We start from the raw sequence: 18,163 nt of genomic DNA on the forward strand, positions 1-18,163 counted from the left end.
GGGAGGCATCTTCGGTGCGCGGGTACGTTGCTCCTCTGCTGCCGGTTGGCGCTCCAGGGCGCCTGTGCGAGAGATGCCTCATGACCTTGCGCTCGCTCCGCGCCGTCGCGCCCCTGCTCGTCGCCGCGTGCACCGTCAGGGCGCCGCCGCCCGCCGCGCCGGCTCCCCTTCCCTCGCCCTCCGCCGCGCCGGGCCAGAGCGCGGCCGCCGCGCCGGGCCAGAGCGCGGCGGCCGCGGCGCCGCGACTGCCGGCGTGGGTCGAGCGCAGCAACGAGCATGCGAAGATCCTCCTCGACGTGCTCGCCAGGTTCTCGCCGGAGCGCGCCAGCGCGCTGGGGGTCGAGCGCGCCGACCAGGAGGTCTCCGATCTGTCGCCCGGCGTCGAGGCGCGGCTGCGCGCCGCGTACCGCGAGGCCATCGCGGAGCTGGAGAAGCGCCGAGCGGCCGAGAAGGATCCGGCGGTCGCCGAGGATCTTCAGATCTTGCTGGACGCTGCGGACCGGGCCGTCCGCGGGTCCGAGCTCGAGGAGAGAACCCGGGTCACCTACGTGCACGCCACGGGGCTCGTGTTCGAGGGCATCTCGACCCTGCTCGACGACCGCATCCCGCCGCCGCGCCGAGCCACGGCCCTCGCGCGGCTCCGGCGGTACGCCGGGCTGGAGGCGGGCCACGCGCCCATCGCCGAGCAGGCGAGGAAGAGGCTCGACCAGGAGCTCGGGAAGCCCGGCTTGCTGGCGCCCTCCAGGATGGAGATCGAGCGGCACCTCGCCACCAACGCCCGCGTGCGGGAGGGACTCGGCGAGCTCTTCCGGAAATACGGCATCAGCGGCCACGAAGAGCCGCTGGCAGCGCTGAATCGTCAGCTCGAGGCGTACGACGCGGCGCTGCGCAAGGACGTGCTCCCGAAGGCGCGGATCGACTTTGCGCTGCCGCCGCCGCTCTACGCGTACATGCTCGAGCTGCATGGCGTCGACATCCCGCCCGCCGATCTCGCTCGGCTGGCCCACGCCGCCTTCGACGATCTGAAGGCGCAGATGCAGAAGCTCTCGCTGCCCATCGCGAAAGCACGCAACTTGCCGAGCGCGGACTACCGGGACGTGATCCGCGCCCTGAAGAAAGAGCAACTCGTGGGCGAGGCGATCTTGCCGCATTACAAGGAGCGGCTCGCCCAGATCGAAGAGATCATCCGGAAGGAGCGCCTCGTCACGCTGCCGGAGCGGCCGGCGCGCATCCGGCTCGGCACCGCCGCCGAGAGCGCCGAGATGCCGGCGCCGCGCATGCGGCCGCCGCGGCTGCTCGACAACCGGGGAGAAGCGGGGGAGTTCGTGCTTCCGCTCAGCCTGCCAGGGCCCTCGGACGAGCTGCGGAGGATCGACGATTTCACCTATGCCGCGGCGTCATGGACGCTCACCGCCCACGAGGCGCGCCCCGGGCACGAGCTCCAGTTCGCCGCGCTCGTCGAGCGGGGCGTCTCGATCGCCCGGGCCGTCTTCGCGGAGAACAGCGCCAACATGGAGGGGTGGGCGCTTTACTCGGAGGCCATCCTGCTCCCGTTCATGCCGCCTGAGGGCCAGCTCGTCTCTCTACAACACCGCCTGGTCCGGGCCGCCCGCGGCTTCCTGGACCCGGAGCTCCAGGCGGGCAAGATCACGCCGGCCGCCGCGCGGACCTTCCTCGAGAAAGAGGTGGTCCTCTCGCCGCCCCTCGCGCAATCCGAGGTGGAGCGTTACACCTTCCGCGCACCGGGGCAGGCGACCTCGTACTTTTACGGGTTCACCCGGCTGATGGATCTGCGGCGAGAGACCGAGTCCATGATGGGCCCGCGCTTCGACGCGCAGCGATTCCACGACTTCGTGCTCGCCCAGGGCATCCTGCCGCCGAAGCTGCTTCGCAAGGCGGTCATCGAGCGCTTCGTGCCGGCACAGCCGGCGCCCTGAGCGGCGGAGGGCCCGCGGCGCGCGCTGGACGAGCTCCCGCAGGCCGTCGTCCAGGATCGGATCCGGGCTCAGCCACACGCTGCTCCTCGGGTCGTAGTACCGCGCCCCGAAGTAGTAGAGCCCCGTCGCCTGGTCGAGCTCCTTCCCCGTGAACACGTACGCTCGCCTCAGCTCGTACCGCGAGTCCGACGCGTCGATCCACAGCTCTCCGCTCGGGAAGTACTCGTCCCGCTGCGTCAGCGTCTGCTCGTTGTTCGACGCGAAGCTCGTGCTGCCCAGGTGGTCCGGGTGGTAGTACAGCGTCGGCGGGTCACGGAACTAGTCCGGATCCATCTTGCTCGCTATCCGCGTCTGCCCCGCATAGATGTGCTTCGTGACAAACCGCCCGTCCCGCAGCGTCAGGTGCTGGTCGTGGTACGCCGTCTCCTCCTCGCCGCTCACGTGGTGCAGGTGCACCCGCCGCTCCCCGTCGCCGTCATACAGCATCCGCGACAGCACCTGGCCGTTCTGCGTCACCCGGCTGACGCGGTTCTCCTCGTTCCACTCGGTCACACGCGTGTCCGAACCAGGGTACGTCCAGCCCGTCTGGTTGCTGGTGAAGCCGATTCCGATGCTCTGGTGATCCCTTGTCCGGCCCAGAGGTCGACATGGATCGCTGGCCCGATCTTGGCATATCGATAGGCGCACTCATTCCGTCCACCGAACAGCCTCGAACTCGGCAATCTAGGCAGACAGAACTCACCAACCAGTCCCATCATACCTTCTTAGCCCCTCGCCACAAGGCCTCTTCAACTCGACACAACAACTCCTCGCGACCAGGCTCTCGCTCAATAAATCTCATAATCTGCCAAACACGAGGAAGGACACGCTCTCCAGCATGCGCATCAAACCCCGGCCGGGCTCCGCTTGCATTGAATACGACCTTCGCCGAGATCTCAAGAAGATCAACGATCGCACACTCAACAGGCGAACCTTCGATCTCGAAACTCAGGCTGGCCTGTCTGAGCTCGTGAAAAAGGCTTTCTGCCGTACCCCAAGCGCTTCTGTCACGACAGATGGCCAGCATTCTCTGTCCGAACCCCAAGAAGTCCCACCGCGCCGCAACAAGGACCGCTTCGAGTATTCCGCCGATCCACGCTGGACGTTTCTCGCTCACAACCGAGCGAAACAGTTCGGCACCGAGTATCATCACCTTACCTTCGTCCATAGGAGCCCTCCAGTCCGAGCACATTTTCAAGACCATATCACTTCTCCTTGGGTTGAGGCCTGAATGTAATATGTGGACGATTTGGATCTGGCACGCCCTTGTACACATCGATTCCCGAATAGTTACCTCCGGCCGTCGTCTCCCCACCAGAAGTACCACGCGGAACCGAGCTCCTCGCGGAGTGCCTCTGGGCGGCGTTGCCCGACATGACATAATCCCAGTCCGACCGTGGCTTTGCCTTGCCGCTCGCTTGACTCCCCACAACGCTAATTTCCTGACGAGTGGTCCTCCCCCGCTTCCGTGGACAGCGATGCGCTTCAGCACGGGTCCGATCCATTCTCCGCCCTCTCACCACAGATTTTCAGGTGGAGCCTGTCTCAGCCGGCGTTGGCACAGAGAGCCGATGTGGGCTTGTCGATGGGCTTCGCCATGGCGTCACGATCACAGCCCGCGATCGAAATGTCGATCCACCGGATGGCCACGGTCAACCGATCGATTTTATTGGCAGAATCGACCGCCCCGCTAACCGTATGCCGATATACGACCACCAATACCGCCATGCAACCACTCACCCTTCGACTTCCGAAGCTTCTCCATCTGCTGCTGCAAACCGTCTGCCCATTCAACAAACCAATGGTGACTAGCCAACTGCCCGCAGCAAATTTTGGACACACGAAGAAAGTCGCCAGCAAGACCCACCAACTCCTTGAGCACCAACTCACACGACACCGAAACGGTGTCCGTATGCGATGTTGGTTTCACGATCAGATCATTGCACTGAATCAAAAATTCTCCACCATGGGGAGTAAGCAAAACCACCCGCGCGACCCCCTGCTCGTAGAATTCCAATTTACCCACCTGCCCCTGAGCCAAGAGCCCGAGCGCGTCTCCGAGTTGCTCGATCACCACCAACAGATCGGTCCTAACCGTGACAGGCCAATACTCATCAGAACAGACACGCACATGAAAGCCCACCCCTGCGGCCTCTAGCGCCTCACATATATCCCGAAGCACGGACCCCAGATCATCGAGCTCTGGATCATATTCCAATTGACCGCTCTCGCTTCGTGGCAGAACACTGGGCACAGTCAGCCTCACTTCAAACATAGATGCTTACTCCACAGGGCATGCGGTTCGGTATCCACCGTTCGGCAGTGGAACGAGTGTGGCCTTCGTTGCCGGAACAATCGAACCATCCGGTCGAATTACCTGATCCATTTTTCCGGCAGGGCAACTGTCGTGGGCTCGGCAATTCCCGCTCTTTGCTCTGCAAGCCACTTCGCAGCAGATTTATTATCGGTCCATTGCCCTTGAGGGCCGCTCTTGGGACCTCTTGCGCGTCCGAGGAGTGCATTGGTGTTCTTTGCTCCTGCCCCATGAGTGTCAAAGGTGTGACCGTAGGTTGGTCTGCTCGCGGGATTTCCCCATTTCAGGTCCCCCTTTGCGTCTCCTTTCGGTGGTGCTGCCTGCGTCGCAGGCGCCTTCCCCGCTTCTGCCGCCTGCGCCGTCTTCGCCGCCGGCGCAGGCTGCGCCGCTTTCGCCGGCTGTGCAGCCTGCGGCGGCTGCGCGGGCGCGGCGGCTGGCTGCGCCGGCGGCCGAGCAGCCTGCTGCTGCTGCATGACGAACCTGAACAGCAGCCGGCGCATGCCGTCCCCGAGACCGCGAGACGTGCGACCCGCCGCCGCAGCGCCAGCGTTCATCCGCTGCAACATCTGCTCCTGGTGGAACTTTTGCCCCGCCGGCCCGTTGAAGCAGCTCGGGTGCCGGCACCCATTGGCCCCGGGAGGGAAGTTCCGATGCGCCCCCTGCGCGCTCCTCCCATCCGGGTCGACAAGGTTCACCGGGTTGTTCAGCGTGTAGCTGTACAGCCCGAGGTTCCCCGGGTTGAACACCCCTCCGCTCGTCCCTCCCCCCATGTACTCGTCCAGGATCGGATCCGGGCTCAGCCACACACTGCTCCTCGGGTCGTAGTACCGCGCCCCGAAGTAGTAGAGCCCCGTCGCCTGGTCGAGCTCCTTCCCCGTGAACACGTACGCTCGCCTCAGCTCGTACCGCGAGTCCGACGCGTCGATCCATAGCTCCCCGCTCGGGAAGTACTCGTCCCGCTGCGTCAGCTTCTGCTCGTTGTTCGACGCGAAGCTCGTGCTGCCCAAGTGGTCCGGGTGGTAGTACAGCGTCGGCGGGTCACGGAACCAGTCCGGATCCATCTTGCTCGCTATCCGCGTCTGCCCCGCATAGATGTGCTTCGTCACGAACCGCCCGTCCCGCAGCGTCAGGTGCTGGTCGTGGTACGCCGTCTCCTCCTCGCCGCTCACGTGGTGCAGGTGCACCCGCCGCTCCCCGTCGCCGTCGTACAGCATCCGCGACTTCAACTGCAGGTTCTGGCTCACCCGGCTGACCCGGTTCTCCTCGTTCCACTCCGTCACACGCGTGCCCGAGCCAGGGTAAGTCCAGCCCGTCTGGTTGCCGCTCGCGTCGTAGCTGATCACCCGCGACCACGGGGCCGACTCCGCCACGAGCTGCTCGTTGATCTGCCTCGGCGCGTGCGGCTGCGGCCCCGTGTACTGGTACTCCGACCGGTACGTCTGCTCCCGGATCGCGTGGTCCTCCTGCCATGGGTCGCACGGAACCGGCGTGGGGCACGCCTGCGGCACGTACCGGTAGCTCGCCTGGTCCTTGGTCAGGATGTTGCCAATCTCGTCGTACGAGAACGACAGCCGGTACCGGTACTGCCAGTCTCTCCGGTCCTGGTACGTCCCCCTCGCCGAGAGCAGCTGGTACAGATCGTCGTACCCGTACTCCTGCGTCGTCGGCCCCACCAGCACCGAGCCCGGCATGTCCTGCTCGTACGGCACCTCGTTCTGCACCCGCTCCAGGTTGCCCGCCACATCGTACTCGTACCGCATCCGCTGGAACGCCCTCGCCGGCTGCCCGCGCTCCACGAGGTACCGGTCGCGGTGGTCCGCGTTGATCTCCTGAAGCCGCCGCGACTTCTCGTAATACCTGTACGACGTCGCGATCCCGTTGCCGTGCACCACCCTCACCCGCTGCTCGAACTCGTCGTACCCGATGTGCTGCAGGTACTGCGTCACCGCAGGCTCGTCCGGGTGCTGCGGGTTGATCTGCGTGTTCGTTCCCACCGCCGACCGGACCAGGCCCCCTCGGTCGTAGCCGTACGTCACCACCTCCGCCCCGGAGCCAGGGAACTTCATCGACAGCAGCCGCCCGAACGCGTCGAAGTCGTACTCCATCGTCGCCTGGTACGGCCCCCGGTGCGGCTCCCGCAGCCGGGGGAACTCCGTCGCCAGCTTCGCCACGTTCCCCTGCCGGTCATACCAGAACGTCCTCTTGCCCGCCTCGCTCTGCTCCTCCACCAGCCGCCCGGCCCGGTTGCCGTGCTCGTCGCCCGCTTCGCTCGGCGCGCCGTACACATACGTCACGTCCGTCGAGTCCGGGTAGTTCACCCGCGTGAGTCGGTTGAAGTCGTACTCGTACCGGATCAGCTTGCTCGCGCCTTCCGCCAAGAGCTTCGCCGTCTGCCGCGCCCCGACGTTGCCCGACCGATCGTAGCGCCACTCCGTGCGCCCCATGTCCGGGCTCGTCAGCGTCACCATCCGCCCCAGCGTGTCGTACGCCGCCGTCGTCACGTTCCCGCGCGTGTCCATCACCCGGCGTCGTTACTAAAATCCGGAGACAGATCATCGCGGTAAAGCTGGCTCAAGAATTGGTCGAAGCTCTCTGACACCGGGAATATAGAGCCACCGTACCCATCCCAGAACACGACGCCTCCCGACGGAGTCAAGCAGAACACGTCGGCACCTTCGGTGGTCGCGATGGGTATCAAGCCAGCGGGAAGATCGCTACCATTCGCCAGATTCCACGCAAGATCATAACACTCCATCGGATGACCAACTCCGAAGAAGAAATGTATACGAGCATAAGGACTCGCCTCGCACATCGGAACAGCCACAAGATCTCGCTCCGGACGACCACCGTTTCTGATCAAGAGGAACTTGCGGTAGTCATCGGGCAACGCAAGACCGAACTGCTGCTCGACAGTCTCAACGTCACTTCCGGCAACAGACTTAGCCGCTTCATGGGTACGTATCATCGTCACTCCTATTTGGTTAAAACAAACCCACCCGTGTGCCCGGTCTTCTGGTGAATAGCTCTCGGAACGAGCTGCATCGTCCTCCCGTCCTGGTGATGATGCCACGTCATCCCTGATGGCGTCTCCTTGAGACCTGCCGCCCGGTTCGCGGCGGCGAAGTCACCAGGCCGTGTCCCTGAAGGAGTAATTTTCACCTCGGCCGCTACTACCCCGGCCGCCCGAAAGTCGGGGAAACCCTTGGAATCGAACGGTACACCTGTGACCGGGTGAGGCTTCCCAGCCAGATGGCCATTTCGCACGGGTGTATCAATGCCTGCCTTTGCCGTCCCTGAAGATGAGTCCGATTGCTTCGGGGCAGCTTGCGAGGGCTTCGTTGGCTGGGCCGCCACAGACGCCTTCGCCGCCGGCGCCGGCTGCGGCCCCTTCGCCGGCTGTGCAGCCTGTGGCGGCTGCGCGGGCGCGGCGGCTGGCTGCGCCGGCGGCCGAGCAGCCTGCTGCTGCTGCATGACGAACCTGAACAGCAGCCGGCGCATTCCGTCCCCGATACCGCGAGACGTGCGACCCGCCGCCGCAGCGCCAGCGTTCATCCGCTGCAGCATCTGCTCCTGGTGGAACTTTTGCCCCGCCGGCCCGTTGAAGCAGCTCGGGTGCCTGCACCCATTGGCCCCAGGCGGGAAGTTCCGATGCGCCCCCTGCGCGCTCCTCCCGTCCGGGTCGACCAGGTTCACCGGGTTGTTCAGCGTGTAGCTGTACAGCCCGAGGTTCCCCGGGTTGAACACCCCTCCGCTCGTCCCTCCCCCCATGTACTCGTCCAGGATCGGATCCGGGCTCAGCCACACACTGCTCCTCGGGTCGTAGTACCGCGCCCCGAAGTAGTAGAGCCCCGTCGCCTGGTCGAGCTCCTTCCCGGTGAACACGTACGCTCGCCTCAGCTCGTACCGCGAGTCCGACGCGTCGATCCACAGCTCCCCGCTCGGGAAGTACTCGTCCCGCTGCGTCAGCTTCTGCTCGTTGTTCGACGCGAAGCTCGTGCTGCCCAGGTGGTCCGGGTGGTAGTACAGCGTCGGCGGGTCACGGAACCAGTCCGGATCCATCTTGCTCGCTATCCGCGTCTGCCCCGCATAGATGTGCTTCGTCACGAACCGCCCGTCCCGCAGCGTCAGGTGCTGGTCGTGGTATGCCGTCTCCTCCTCGCCGCTCACGTGGTGCAGGTGCACCCGCCGCTCGCCGTCGCCGTCGTAGAGCATCCGCGACAGCACCTGACCGTTCTGCGTCACCCGCGTGACCCGGTTCTCCTCGTTCCAGTCCGTCGTCCGCGTGTCCGAGCCACGGTACGTCCAGCCGGTCTGGTTGCCGCTCGCGTCATATCGCATCTCCCGCGGCCACGGCATCGACTCCGCCACGAGGTGCTCCTCGATGCGCCTCGGCGCGTGCGGCTGCGGGCCCGGGTACTGGTACTCCGACCGGTACGTCTGCTCCCGGATCGCATGATCCTCGCGCCACCCGTCGCACTCAGCCGGAACCGGCGTGGGACACGCCTGCGGCACGTACCGGTAGCTCGCCTGGTCCTTCGTCAGGATGTTGCCAATCTCGTCGTACGCGAACGACAGCCGGTACCGGTACTGCCAGTCTCTCCGGTCCTGGTACGTCCCGCTCGCCGAGAGCAGCTGGTACAGATCGTCGTACCCGTACTCCTGCGTCGTCGGCCCCACCAGCACCGAGCCCGGCATGTCCTGCTCGTACGGCACCTCGTTCCGCACCCGCTCCAGGTTGCCCGCCGGGTCGTACTCGTACCGCATCCGCTGGAACGCCCTCGCCGGTAGCCCGCGCTCCACGAGGTACCTGTCGCGGTGATCCGCGTTGATCTCCCGAAGCCGCCGCGACTTCTCGTAATACCGATACGACGTCGCGATCCCGTTGCCGTGCACCACCCTCACCCGCTGCTCGAACTCGTCGTACCCGATGTGCAGCAGGTACTGCGTCACCGCAGGCTCGTCCGGGTGCTGCGGGTTGATCTGCGTGTTCGTTCCCACCGCCGACCGCACAAGGCCCCCTCGGTCGTAGCCGTACGTCACCACCTCCGCCCCGGAGCCAGGGAACTTCAGCGACAGCAGCCGCCCGAACCCGTCGAAGTCGTACTCCATCGTCGCCTGGTACGGCCCCCGGTGCGGCTCCCTCAGCCGGGGGAACTCCGTCGTCAGCTTCGCCACGTTCCCTAGCCGGTCATACGAGAACGTCCTCTTGCCCGCCTCGCTCTGCTCCTCCACCAGCCGCCCGGCCCGGTTGCCGTGCTCGTCGCCCGCCGCGTCCGGCGCGCCGTACACATACGTCACGTCCGTCGAGTCCGGGTAGTTCACCCGCGTGAGTCGGTTGAAGTCGTACTCGTACCGGATCAGCTTGCTCGCACCTTCCGCCAGGAGCTTCGCCGTCTGCCGCGCCCCGACGTTGCCCGACCGGTCGTAACGCCACTCCGTGCGCCCCATGTCCGGGCTCGTCAGCGTCACCATCCGCCCCAGCGTGTCGTACGCCGCCGTCGTCACGTTCCCGCGCGTGTCCATCACCCGCACGAGCTCGTCGACCGCGTTGTACCCGTACCGCGTCATCAGGGTGGTCCACGCCTCCGACCCGCGCAGCCGATTGCGCTCCTCGACCGCCACGATCGCGTTGTCCACGTCCTGGTACGCCTTGCGCACCTTCCCCTTCGGGTCGACCTCCGTCGCCACGAACATCGCCACGCCATCGAGCTCGTCGATATCGTAGCTCGTCGTGGTCACCGCCTCGCCGGCCTCGCCGGCCTCGTCCGGCTCCCTCCGCTCGACGATGCGCGAGAGCACGTCGTACTCGAACGTCGTCGGGTGCTTCAGCGCCACGTCCACGAACGCCGTGGCCTCGCCCGTCGCGAACACCGGCTGCCCCTGCTGCCAGACGCGCCCCCGCTCGTCCAGCACCACCCGGCCGCTCACGCTCATGCCCACGACCGCGGCGGCCCCCGTCCCTGGATCCTTCTCCAGGTCCTTCTTCGTCTGGATCACCCGGTCCAGCCCGTCGACGAACGTCACCGTGTCGATCGGATCCCCCGGGTGCTGCACGTCCTTGTGCCGCGTCCGCGCCCACGCCGGCATGGCGACGCTCTCCCCGGGCTGGAGCGCATACTCGAACGCGATCGTCGCCTCCGCCGCCGTCAGCGGGTCGTCCGGACCGAACACCGCCCGCAGCCGCCCGAACGCGTCGAAGTCGTAGTGGACCTCATGGCCGTTGACGTCCCGCACCGCGCTCACCGCGCCGTAGCGGTAGTCCGACCACGTCTCCGAGAAGTAACCGAACGAATCGTCCACCCGGGAGAGGTACGTCTCCGCCACATCGTCGTACTCGTACGTCAGCGTGAAGCCCCGCGGCTCGATCGCCCGCTCCAGGTTGCCGTACGCGTCGTGCGTGAACTCCCATCTTGGATTCGTCGACGCGTCTCCCGTGTATGGCGCGCCCGTCGCCGGATCCTTGCCGCCGATCACCGTGCTCGCGATCCACTCGACCGCTCCGGTCACCTCGTTGTACCCGGCGGTGCGCCCGCGCAGCAGCGTCCCCGCGCTGTCGCGCACTTCGACGCTGTCCGCCCGCACCAGGTACGGCCCGTCGTACGTCACGTAGTGGATCGTGGTCGCGACGTCGTCCTCCAGCGTGCCAGGCTCGCCGTGCTCGATCACCCCGATGAGGTTGCCGCGGTCGTCCCAGTCCCGCTCCTCGCTCGTCTGCTTGCCGGGCGCGCTCGGGTCCGTCGTCTTGCCCTCGTACCACGACATCGTCCGCAGCTCTTCCGCCGGGAAGAACGAGCCCGTCAGCGTCGGCTGCGCCCCGGGCGCGCGATAGGCCACCTGCTGCCGGCTGAACAGCCGCCCCTCGGCGTCCTGCTCGATCACCTCGGCCACGAGCCCGCGCCGGTAATAGTCCTGGTTGTGGTAATGCGTCACGATCTGCGAGCCGTCCTCGCGCGTCGCCGTCACCTGCGCGAAGCCATAGTCCTCGCGCTCCGCCCGGTCGTAGAACCCGCTCTGGTGGTAATCGAACGTGTGCACGTAGGCGGGCGTGCCCATGCCGTCGTCCACCTCCACCCGCGACAGCACCCACTTGCTGCCGGGCATGTCCACGCTCAGCTCGTCCGGGCTGCTCGCATACGCCACCTTGTTGCCCTCACGCGCATAGTCCAGCCGGATGCTGCCGCCAAGCGGACGCACCACGCGCGACAGCCGGTTGGTCTTGCCCGTCAGGTTCAGCCGCGCCCGCAGCGCCGGGTCGCTCTCGCGCAGCATCCCCTCGCTCAGCTTCAGCACGTGATCCGCCGTCCCGTCCCCGTCCAGGTCCTCCCATGCGAGCTCGCTCCGCCCGTCGCTCAACCCGAGCTGCGCCGCGATCTCGAGCACGATGCACACGTACGGCGTCGGGATCTTGATCGGCACGCCATACCCCGCGTTGAACGCCGTCGTCTCCGAGAACGACAGCGCGTCGTTGCTGCCGTTGATCTCCCTCGTGTACTCCTTCTCCAGCACGATCCCCCACGGCAGCCCGCCGCTCACCGCCGGCGCGCTCCACCTCTCCTCGGGCCCGAAGCGGTCGCCGAGGTTGAGCCGGACCCGGTAATAGCCCTGTCCAGGCTGCTTGATCACCCGGTCGGGCAGCCTGTCGCCGTTCAGGTCCACGAAGTCGACGAGCGTCCGGCTCACCGTGTGCGCGATGCCGCCGCCGATCCCCGCATAACCCACCTGCAGGCTGTTCGTCGTGTTGTCCTGCACCCGCACCGACGAGAGCTTCTCCGGAGACCAGACCCGGCTCAGCGCGGTCAGCGGATCCCCGTCGACCTCCGGCAGCGGCTCGAACGGATCGCCGCTCGGATCGAGCGCCGCCCAGGGGCGCTCGTCCCCGAAGCGGTAGCCGAGGTTCAGCTGCACATGGAGCACGCCACCCGCGCTCCTCACCTTGTCCGGAAGCCCATCGCCGTTCACGTCGAGCAGGTCGCGCGTCGTCTGCGACGTGCCCCAGCTCTTGCCGAGCGAGGGCAGCACGCTGAGCACCTCCTTGGTCTCGGCGCTCGCCTCGATCTTCTCAGCGACCACCGACGCCGCGGATCCGAAGCCGAACCCGAACCGCGCGCTCATGGTCTCGATGACCCGGATGTCCCCCGGCCCACCGACAGTCAGGGCGCCATACTGCCCCGGCTGCTGCCCGTCGCACCGGCCGCCGCTGCCGCACGTCTGGATGCGCACGCCGCCCTGCGTGACGGCATCGGGCCGCCCATCACCGTTGACGTCGACGAGCTCCAGCTTCGACTCGGTGGTCCCGGTCGTCACCTGGAACGACCCGATGAGCGCGAGCTCCGCCGAGCCCGAGCCGTTGTGGCTCTTCCTCAGCCCGGGGACATTGGCCACGTCCTCCGGGCGGACGCCGCCGACGCGCGACGGCTTGAGCTCCCCGGCCCGGATGTACATGTCCGCGCCCGACCCCCGGAACACCGGGCCGCTGACGCTGCCCACGAGAGGAAACCCGGCGTCCCCGGGCGACCAGCTCGCGTGGTACCCCTCCCAGTGCGGCTCGACGCGCGTGAAGTAAGGCGGCCTGTTCTCCTCCGGCCTCCGGCGGAGCTGGTTCTCGTCGAACGGGTACTCCGTCGTCCACTCGCCATAGCTGAAGCCGCGGAACCCGCCCACCATGCGGGCTTCCAGCTTCCCATCCGGGATCGCTCGAGCGTTCACCGCGGGCACGTCCAGCACCGTCCCCGTCTCGTTGAACACGAGCTGCGGCAGCCATGACACCGACGCTCCGGGATCCGACAGCGATGTGTCCATGTCCGCGTCGCTCTCGAAGAACCTCGTGAAGGCGAGCTCCTCGCCCTCCATCACCGGGAACACCACCGGATCGCTCGGGCCAGGCACGCTCCTGGCCGGCGAGATCGCCTCCGCTCCGAGCAACTCCCGGAACAGCCGCTCGCTCCCGCGATCCACCCGCAGGGTCACCGGCCCCTCCGTCACTCGCTTGGAGGCGGAGCCGAGCAGGCTGACCGGCCCGCTCTCGGGCATGGCCAGCCGGGACAGCGAAAGCGCCGTCCCGCCAGTCGTGCTGTCGCTCAGCTGCACGGGCGCCAGGATCGACTCCTCGGGCACCGAGATCGGCCCGCCGTCGCCGGGCAACGCGTCGAGCCCGCAAACCCTCTTTCCGGACGGCGCGCCGGACCTGGGCGCGCACTCCCCTACCGCGCGGCAGCTCCCCGGATCCGCATCGTGGCCGCACACCTCGGTGTACCGGGCGAACCCCTGGTACTGCACGCGCGACGGGTGGACCACGTTCTCGCCGAGCTCGGCATACAGGAACAGGAGGTCGCCCTGGAGCACGGACACCGGCCACGCGATCTCGGTGCCGAGCTTCGCGCCCGACACCCTGGTCCGATGGAGCTCGACGCTCTGCCCCGAGTCGACGTCCTGGCGCACGAGCCGCACATCGAACGCATCGAGCGCGTCGGTCCGGACGAAGCTCGCCTGCACCGTGACCTGCCCGTCCGCCCCTGCGGCCCAGCCCGGCACGCTCCGGTCGAGCACGGAGAAATCGTCGGCGAAGGTATAGGTATACATCGGACGCCCGAGCGCGTCGGGGCGCATCGTGTCGCGCGGAAGCAACGGCCGGCAGGAGTCCGACGGGCAGAGCTCCGCATAGCGGATGCGCGGGTTCCAGCGCGTGATGTCGCCCTCGATGTCCTCCTTCGGGTCCACGCGGAAATAGAGCGCATCCGTCGGACGGACGCGGACGCGGATGCCGCTCCCGCACCCCCTCTCGCCCTCGGGCACACACGCAGCATCGCTCGGCCCGATGTCCCTCTGCCAGAGCGGCAGGTGGTCGCGGCGGAACTTGTCATTCGACCGCGGCGCCGGCGTCGTCTTCGTGATCGACGCCATCACCCCGTCTCCCGCGCCGCCCCCGGCCAGCGACACGCCCCCGTCGATGACGACGATACCGTCGATCGGCGGCGTCCATTTCACCAGCGCGCTGGTCCGGTAGAACGCGTTGCGGAGCGCCTCGACCTGCTCGCCATCGCTGAAATCCTCGTCGATCGTGAACCCGGCGCCGCGGGCGCCCGGCCCCAGCCGCGCGTTGTTCGGGTTCAGCGTCGCCCCGCTCCCATCCAGCAGCTCCGGGAAGCCATCCCCGTTGATGTCGAGCAGCAGGCTCTGCGCGGTCGCGGTGCTCCAGGCGCGGTTGAGACCGAGACCTCCGAGCTCCTGGAACAGGTGCATCGCCCCCTGCAGGCCGGCCGTGATCTGGTGCGTGCTGCCCACGCTCTCCGGCGAGAACGCGTTTCCGCTCGACCGATCCGGGAGCGAGTTCAGCCAGACGCCGTTGCTGCCCACGAAATCCGGGAGCCCGTCGCCGTTGATGTCCGTGAACGCGACGTCCTCGTCGTCCGCCCCGAACGAGACGGAGACCCCCAGCCCGGCGTGCGGATCACACACCGTCGGCCCCACGCCGACGAACGCGCTGAGCCCCCCTTCGACCGAGCTCGTGGCCCCGAGGCCATCGCGCCCTTCCGCGGGGCGGCTCCACTCGGTCGGCGCCGAGAACACCTGGAGCTCGCCGCCCTCTTGCTGGAGGCTGAAGTACTCGAAGCTGTGCTCGTAGAGCGGCTCCTCACCGCCGTTTCCGTGGACAGCGATGCTCTTCAGCAACGACTTGTGATGGTGCCGCGGGTCCGGCGCGTCGTACGTGAAATGATAGCTCCGGATGATCTCCTCGGCGTCGGGCGCCTGGCCCATGGTCACGTCGACGCGCGTGAGCCTCCGCGTCGTCCGCACCTCGAAGCCGGCGCGCGCCGAGCTCACGACGTCTCTCCGCTGCGCTCCGTCGTCCACGGAGAAGACCACGTGATAGTGCGCTCCGGGGAAGCCGCTCTCGTGCTCCGTGTAGTCGATCCGCTGCGGATAGAGCTGCACCCAGTCCTCGCCCTCGGGCGCGTCCTTGAAGTACGAGATCCGCATCCGGTTGCCGAACGTGTCTTCCACCCGCTCCAGGTTCCAGCGGAAGATCCCGGCCTCGCCGGACCGGTCCGCAAGGCGCGCGCCCGCGCTCTCGCCGTAGGTATACCGGGTGCCGTCCTTGTCGGTGACCACCCAGTGAAAGCTCCCGGGATCGGCCCCGAGGCGCTCGATGCGATCGAACGCGCCCTCGACGCGCCGCTCGTACCTGCCCGGCTGATCGGGGATGGCCCGCAGCATCTGGCCGTCGAGCGTGTAGAGCTCGTCGCCCGTGTACCGCGGCACGCCGAACCGCGTGTCGATCTCGATCGCCGAGAAGCGCAGATCCCACCCCACGCCGAGCCAGCCATTACCCAGCTCGCTCTCGTACGTGACCGCCAGATCCGGCGCGATGCCATGCCTGCCCGGCGGCACCTCGATCGGGAACGACAGCTGCGCCGTGCCCTGGCCGTTCGCCTCCGGCGGCTCGATGAACGACACGCCTGCGGACGGGCTCGCGAGCTGGATGCCCTTCATCGCGTTGGGATCGAACGACTGCGCTCCCGGCTGATCCGGCATGGAGATCGCCGCGTTGACGAAATCGGTGAAGTGATCCGTCAAGCTCGTGAGCTCCCGGGCCCCGCCCTCCTCCACGCGCCCGAGCTTCGTCCATCGCTGGACCGTCTCGTCGAAGTAGAAACCGAAGATCTCCCTGGCCCTGGCGCCGCTCGGGATCGCCGCGGCGTCGACAGGCAACGTCAGCTTCACCGGCTTCTTGAACTTGAGCCCGTGCGGGCCGAAGCGGAACGCGCGCCCCTCGGGCGTCACATTGCGCATCGCGCGCCCCATCGGCTGCACCTGGACGGGCATCAGCGGGCGGATCGTGATGCGCGTCGTCTCTTCCAGCGCGTCAGGCGGGATATCCAGCGTGGCGCCCGCGAACGAGAGCACCGCGCCCTTGTCCGGGCTCACCACCGCGCCATAGGGCGCGCCGTGGTCCACGACGAGCCCGCTCGGCGCGGCGCCCGCGGCGCACGGACCGAGCTGTAGCTCGCGACCGAGGCGCGTGCCGTCCTCGAGCCGCGCCTCGAGGCGCGCCGTCCACGCCCGGTGACTCGCCCCCTCGGGCTCCGGGAGCGTGAGCTCGAAGCTGCCGTCGTCGCCCAGCGCCACCGGCTCCGCGCCGGCGAACAGCCGTGCTCGCGACGCGTCTTCGCCGGCCAGATCGAGGAACCCGCGCACATGGGCTCTCCCCTCGGCGCACTCGCCATGCAGCGGCGTGCTCAGCGCGATCCTCCGCGCGCGGGACGGGACGGGGCTCGCCACCACGGCGACGTCCGACACCTCGGCGTGGCTCCCCTTCGCCCGCGCGATCTGCACGGAGGCCGCCCCCGGCCATGTCGCTGACTCCGGTAGATCGAACCGGTGCCAGCCCGGCGGCAGGTCCTTCAGGTCGAAGCGCAGCCTCTCCGCGCCTTCGCTGGGCGCGATCTGGAGCTCCCCGGCGCCCGCGCTGGTCAGCTGGAAGAGGAGCGCGTGCGGCGCCACACGCGCGCCGAAATCGAGGCTCAGCGCCTCCGTTCGACGCGCGCGCTCGCCGCCGGCCGGCCGGGCGCCGGCGGGCGCCTCCGCAGCGGAACGCGCCTCGACCATACCGGCGTGCGGGATCCCGACCACCCGGAGCGCGCTCACGGTGAATCCGTGCTCCTGCTCCGCGGAAGGCCGGAACCGCACCACGTTCTCGCCGCGCCTCAGCCACGCGGGCGCGATCTCCTCGACTTGCAGACCTCCGGTCGCCGGCGCTGCCGCCGGGGAGCCGCCGCGCGGGGCCGTGCCGTTGATCTGCCGGTTCACGCTCGACCAGTGGCCGCGGCCCTCCAGCTGGTAGACGAGGAACGCGCGCGCGAGCGCCCGTGGATCGGTGTCCACGTGGAGCGACAGCGATCGCTCGCCGCCCGTGCGCGTCACGGTCGCCCGCTCGGACGTCGCAGCGAACTGGTAAGCCCCGGCGAGCCGCCCCGCGAGCACGCGATCGGCGAGCTCCACCTCCGAGAGACCGCGCGTGGGCGCGCCGGCGGTCCAGAACAGGATCTCCTGCGGCCCGCGCTCCCCCGAAGGAAGCCACTCGATGACGACGTGCTGGGCCGTGACCGCCATGGGAAGACGCGTCCAGCGCTCGCGCGTGTCGTGGAGCGGCACGTCGACGAGGCCAGAGGCGGCCTGAAGCTCGGCGCCGTCCTCCGCACGGACCGTGAGCGCGCCCTCGCTGCGCCCGTACAGCGAGAGCGCCTCGAGCGCGGTCGGCTGCGGAAACGAGACCCGGATCCGCACCTTCTCCCCGGTCTCGCTGCGAAGCCCCGTATCGCCGCGGCCGTCGAACAGGACCCACGGGTCCGCCCCCGGGCCAGCGCCATCGGCGCGAACGTCCGCTGGCAAGGCCACCATCGGGACCACGGCGAGGCCGTCGGGGCCGCCGGCGGGGTCTGCCGCGCTCGCGAGCACGGCGGCGTCCCCGGCGAGCGCCGCCGCGAGCTCGGCGCCGCCGCGAGCGCCGGTGAGCCGCGCGCGCAAGGGATCGCCTATCCGGCGCAACGTCAACGCTTGAGCCCACGCACCGAGGGGCGCGCTCACCACCATGAGCAAGAGAACGCAACCCGCGCACCGCCGCCACACCCGTCTCATCCACCTGGACGTCATCGGTCTCCTCCGCGGCCGCGAAGGGAGCAAACGGCATCGTAAATAGCAATTACAAGCGATAACAGGCGGGGCGGTCTCGCCACGAAAGGCGCCAAACTCGACCGGTTCCCAGCACGATTTCAGCGCACCCGAAGGCGCTGCGCCTCCGAGCCATCGAATTCGGACTACCGGATGCGGAGAAGTTCATTATCCTGTGACGCTCCAGCAACACTCCTTGGCTCGC

General features: G+C 67.9%; 8 protein-coding genes and 1 pseudogene. 2 read left to right on the forward strand and 7 right to left on the reverse strand.

Features of this window, described 5'->3' with window-relative positions:
* Positions 1–80 precede the first annotated feature (80 nt).
* Positions 81–1,937: a DUF885 domain-containing protein gene (locus WMF12_RS36255; protein WP_437852567.1), complete on the forward strand. Its 1,857-nt coding sequence runs from the start codon at positions 81–83 to the stop codon at positions 1,935–1,937.
* A 102-nt stretch (positions 1,938–2,039) separates the two neighbouring features.
* Here WMF12_RS36255 and WMF12_RS36260 read toward each other — a convergent pair.
* Positions 2,040–2,093, reverse strand: a pseudogene (locus WMF12_RS36260) (hypothetical protein); the annotation flags it as partial.
* On the opposite strand from WMF12_RS36260, the gene WMF12_RS36265 reads away from it, so the two are divergent.
* Positions 2,086–2,232, forward strand: coding sequence for a hypothetical protein (locus WMF12_RS36265; RefSeq protein ID WP_437324815.1), 147 nt, complete (start codon positions 2,086–2,088; stop codon positions 2,230–2,232). The pseudogene WMF12_RS36260 and the gene WMF12_RS36265 sit on opposite strands and share 8 nt — an antisense overlap.
* Positions 2,233–2,255: 23 nt before the next feature.
* Here the strand turns inward: WMF12_RS36265 and WMF12_RS36270 are convergent, their stop codons facing one another.
* The 6 genes from WMF12_RS36270 to WMF12_RS36295 form a co-directional block, all read right to left on the reverse strand.
* Entirely contained in the window at positions 2,256–2,489 is a 234-nt protein-coding gene (locus tag WMF12_RS36270; protein ID WP_437852569.1) for a hypothetical protein, read from the reverse strand.
* A 202-nt stretch (positions 2,490–2,691) separates the two neighbouring features.
* Positions 2,692–3,180 carry a hypothetical protein gene (locus tag WMF12_RS36275; protein WP_437852571.1) on the reverse strand — a complete coding sequence of 163 codons (489 nt, stop codon included), beginning with the start codon at positions 3,178–3,180 and terminating at the stop codon, positions 2,692–2,694.
* 486 nt (positions 3,181–3,666) lie between these two features.
* The gene (locus WMF12_RS36280; RefSeq protein WP_437852573.1) at positions 3,667–4,251 is read right to left on the reverse strand and encodes a hypothetical protein; all 585 of its coding nucleotides are present in this window, start codon (positions 4,249–4,251) and stop codon (positions 3,667–3,669) included.
* A gap of 98 nt (positions 4,252–4,349) precedes the next feature.
* Positions 4,350–6,809 (reverse strand): RHS repeat domain-containing protein, encoded by a 2,460-nt coding sequence (locus WMF12_RS36285; protein WP_437852575.1) that lies wholly within the window; start codon positions 6,807–6,809, stop codon positions 4,350–4,352.
* On the reverse strand, positions 6,809–7,255 hold the full coding sequence (locus tag WMF12_RS36290) for an SMI1/KNR4 family protein (RefSeq protein ID WP_437852577.1): 447 nt from the start codon (positions 7,253–7,255) through the stop codon (positions 6,809–6,811). The genes WMF12_RS36285 and WMF12_RS36290 overlap by 1 nt, the downstream gene beginning before the upstream one ends.
* 8 nt (positions 7,256–7,263) lie before the next feature.
* On the reverse strand, positions 7,264–17,841 hold the full coding sequence (locus tag WMF12_RS36295; RefSeq protein WP_437852579.1) for a SpvB/TcaC N-terminal domain-containing protein: 10,578 nt from the start codon (positions 17,839–17,841) through the stop codon (positions 7,264–7,266).
* Between the last annotated feature and the right edge of the window lie 322 nt (positions 17,842–18,163).

The organism is Sorangium sp. So ce363, assembly GCF_051520435.1.
Lineage (GTDB): Bacteria > Myxococcota_A > Polyangia > Polyangiales > Polyangiaceae > Sorangium > Sorangium cellulosum_B.

Excerpts from the sequence above, each read along its gene's own strand:
- WMF12_RS36255 (WP_437852567.1), top strand. The coding sequence starts at position 81 with ATGACCTTGCGCTCGCTCCGCGCCGTCGCGCCCCTGCTCGTCGCCGCG.
- WMF12_RS36275 (WP_437852571.1), bottom strand. The coding sequence starts at position 3,180 with ATGGTCTTGAAAATGTGCTCGGACTGGAGGGCTCCTATGGACGAAGGT.
- WMF12_RS36280 (WP_437852573.1), bottom strand. The coding sequence starts at position 4,251 with ATGTTTGAAGTGAGGCTGACTGTGCCCAGTGTTCTGCCACGAAGCGAG.
- WMF12_RS36285 (WP_437852575.1), bottom strand. The coding sequence starts at position 6,809 with ATGGACACGCGCGGGAACGTGACGACGGCGGCGTACGACACGCTGGGG.
- WMF12_RS36290 (WP_437852577.1), bottom strand. The coding sequence starts at position 7,255 with ATGATACGTACCCATGAAGCGGCTAAGTCTGTTGCCGGAAGTGACGTT.